The sequence below is a fragment of the Spiroplasma endosymbiont of Megaselia nigra genome, from assembly GCF_003987485.1.
Taxonomy (GTDB): Bacteria; Bacillota_I; Bacilli_A; order Mycoplasmatales; family Mycoplasmataceae; genus Spiroplasma.
The window spans coordinates 1-3,509 of sequence record NZ_RCOO01000122.1 but is presented as its reverse complement, the minus strand read 5'-3'; the positions used below and the strand labels follow the sequence as shown (position 1 = coordinate 3,509).

The window sequence follows — 3,509 nt, the reverse complement described above, 5'->3', positions numbered from 1 at the left end:
TTTTATAAAAGATACTATTTTTTGTTTATTTAATTGTAAAAGTCATGGAGCTTTTTTAATAATTCATACCTAACTTTATAATAGTTTAAATCTTTTTTTTCAAATGGTTCTTTTGGACCTTTTGGTGTATTTAAAATTCCTTTTTTAAAATTTCTTTGTCATGAATCAAGTGTTTTTATATTTACTTTATATTTTTGTGCAATATAAGTAAGCGATGTTTGTTCAATTTATTTTACTGTATTTTTTCAAAATTCTGCATTATATGTTTTAAATTTTTGTTCTTTTCCTGCCATTAAAAAATGCACCTCCTCTAAAAGTTTAGTAAAGTTCTTTTTTAATTTTACTTACTTTTTGGGGTGCAGTCTTTATATTACAATATATCTTCTTTTAATCTTTTATTTAGAAAATAACCGAATTGTTGCCAATCGTTCTTTATATTTACTCATTTTAATCTCATAATTAGTTAATTGTTTTGGTGATAATAAGTCTAAATTTCGTTTTAACTCATACATTTGCATATCAAAGCGAATAACCTCAGCTTTAAGGTAATTATTCCGCATAATTTGTTCTAAATAACCTGTTTTTGCTTTTAAACTTTTAACAATTTCTAAATAAATAATCTTTGTTTCTTGTCCATTTTTTTTACTAAGAAAACGAAAATTTTTACTAATCCAAGCTTCGGATGTGAATCATTCTAGTGTTACTTCCTCATTCTCATTAAAACAAGCTAAATGCATTTCTCGTTTCTTATCCTTTGTTCCTGCTCGGTAAAAAGCATCATTTTCTAAATCATCATATGTTAGGTTAGCATTCATATCATGCGCCAACATTGTTAATAACATATGAAAAGTTTCACCCAATGGTTTTTTAACTTTAATTACCCGAATTAACTTTAAAATTCGTGATGCTTCACTATACCGTGAAACATACACTTGTTGATTAAATTTGTTATGATTATCATCATATTATTTTCGTAAAACAATTAGACGCTCTGAATCTATAATTTTCATTTTAAATCCTTAAATTACTTCTGTTTCATATTCAAATATACCTGTTTTAGCAGTTTCAGCAATAAAATTAGCTGGTTTTTTTAAAACCCTTTTACCGTTATTAGTTAAATCTAATTGAACAAATCCATAACGATTTTTATACGCATTCATTCATGATCAATTTTCAATATAAGCTCAAGAATGATAGCCAAAACAATTAGAACCTTCTTTAATTGCTTGATGAACTCAAACTAAATGTTCTTTAGTAAAATCAATGCGATATTGATCATTAATAATACCATGTTCTAAAAAACGCTCTTCATTCTCAACTCCTATTCCGTTTTCTGAAATATAAACTGGAATGTTATTATAATGTTCTTTTAAATTCATTAATGTGATATAAATTGCCTTAGGAAAAATTTCTCATCCTCGGTATGGATTAATACGACGCCCCGGCATTTCATAAGGTTGGTAAAAATAGTGTGGTGTAATTGCTCCATTAATAAAATCTGGAATAAAATCAACGCCTTTTACTCGAGCTGGTTGATAAAAATTAACTCCTAATAAATCAATTTTTAAGTTCTCATCTTGAATTAATTCTTCATCTCCATCAGCAATTTGTCACATAAAGTTATATTTTTTAGCAACTTCTTTTAATTCTTTTGGATAAACATTTTTAACCATTGGATCTAAAAAACAATTAATTGTAAACAAATCATGTCATTTTGCTGCTTCTAAATCAGCTTTATTTTTACTACGAGGAATTGATAGTGAAATGCTTAAAATGCACCCAATTTCTCCTTTTAATTTTAATTGTCGAAATACTTTAATTGCTCATTTAAAAGCAATTAAAGTATTCCACTGGGCTTGCATACCATGTTGCATATTAACTTCATTTGGAAAATGTCAATCATATCAATAACTACCTTCAATTACAACAATTGGTTCATTAAAAGTGGTAAACATTTCAACTCGATCACCAAATAATTCAAAACAAGTTTTTGCATAAAAAACAAAAGCATCAAAGACTTCTCGTGAAAGACAACCACCTTTTTGTTGTGCTCAATATGGCATATCAAAATGAAATAAATTAATAATTGGTTTAATATTATTTTTTAACATTTCATTAATTACATTATTGTAAAATTCAATTCCTTTTTGATTAACTGTTTTTCCATCAGGAATTAATCTATTTCATTGAATTGATGTTCGTAATGAATTAAAATTTAACTCCCTTGCAATTTTAATATCTTCTTGATAACGATGGTAAAAATCATTCAAACAAGGTTGTTGATTAAAAAAACGGTATTTTTCTAACTTAAATCAATGATCTCAATTTGATGCAGATTTTCCATCTTCCAAAGATGCCACTTCTGTTTGCGGACCAGAAAAAGCACTACCTCATAAAAAATTTTTTTTAAAATTATGCTGTCCCATTAGAAATCTTTTCTCCAAAACACTTTTATTATATCTATTATTTAGAGAATAAACAATAAAACATTATTTAAGTAATTTGGATTTTAATACTAAATATTGTTTCCATAATGTTTCTACACGACTATGTTCAAAAATAAAAAGTTTATTTTTAATTAAATGCTTTAAATTATCAATTTCTGTTCAAATTGCATTAACAATATCACGACTATATTTTCAAGCAATGCGATTTCGATTAAACTCTTTTAAATCTAAAATTTTATAACTACCATCGGCAAAAACTTTAATGTCTAAATCATAATCAATATACTTAATTGTTTTTTGCTCCATAATAAATGGTGATGCAATATTACAATAATAATTTATCCCGGTATCTTTAAGCATACAAATAATATTACTTCAATTTTTCCGATTAAAAATCCAGATTGCTGGTTCGTTTGTTTTTCATTTTCTACCATTCAATTCTGTAACAGTAACATCTTCATTTACTAAAACAATATATTCTTCTTCTAGTAATAAAACAACTGCTGATTCTCAACTACGGTAAACTGAACCATTATTATGTTTATAAGCATGTACTAAGAGACTATCTCCAACTTGTAACGAGTCCATAATGTTACCTCCAATAATTTACTTTTTTAAAATTACAGCAAAAAAACAACTAAAAATAATACAATAAAAAATTATGTAAAATTATTAAATTTAAATTGCCATAATATTTAATTTTATTTTGATATTAATTACTTTAAAATAAAATGCTATTTTAAATACGTCAACATTTTCATTATATCAGTTGTATTTATTAAGTAAATAGACAGACTTTAACTAATTAGAAATTTTTTTATTGGAAATAAATTATTTTGGAAATTATAAATTTATATATTGCTTTTTACAAGACCTTATAGTTAAGTAAAAATCTCCCCTATTTGTTTGATAATTTTAATAGGGCAGATATTATGTTAGATTTGATATTTTTTCTTTTTAAAATGTAAATTGTAAATGCAAATGTAGCACTTTATTGAAAAAGAATAAAGTGCTTTTTATTTTGTAAAAAATACTTATATTTATTGGATTAATCGTTAGATA

At 25.1% G+C, this 3,509-nt stretch carries 3 protein-coding genes; all 3 read right to left on the bottom strand.

Features of this window, described 5'->3' with window-relative positions; genetic code table 4:
- Positions 1-395 precede the first annotated feature (395 nt).
- The 3 genes from D9R21_RS05110 to D9R21_RS05100 all read right to left on the bottom strand — a co-directional run bounded on the left by D9R21_RS05110 (position 396) and on the right by D9R21_RS05100 (position 3,035).
- Entirely contained in the window at positions 396-932 is a 537-nt protein-coding gene (locus D9R21_RS05110) for a hypothetical protein (RefSeq protein WP_241568784.1), read from the bottom strand.
- Between the two features lie 87 nt (positions 933-1,019).
- A complete protein-coding gene (locus D9R21_RS05105) occupies positions 1,020-2,426 on the bottom strand; it encodes a glycoside hydrolase family 1 protein (RefSeq protein ID WP_126821364.1) in 1,407 nt (468 codons plus the stop codon).
- Between the two features lie 63 nt (positions 2,427-2,489).
- Positions 2,490-3,035, bottom strand: a complete 546-nt coding sequence (locus D9R21_RS05100) for a DUF402 domain-containing protein (RefSeq protein ID WP_126821363.1) — start codon at positions 3,033-3,035, stop codon at positions 2,490-2,492.
- Positions 3,036-3,509: the final 474 nt, after the last annotated feature.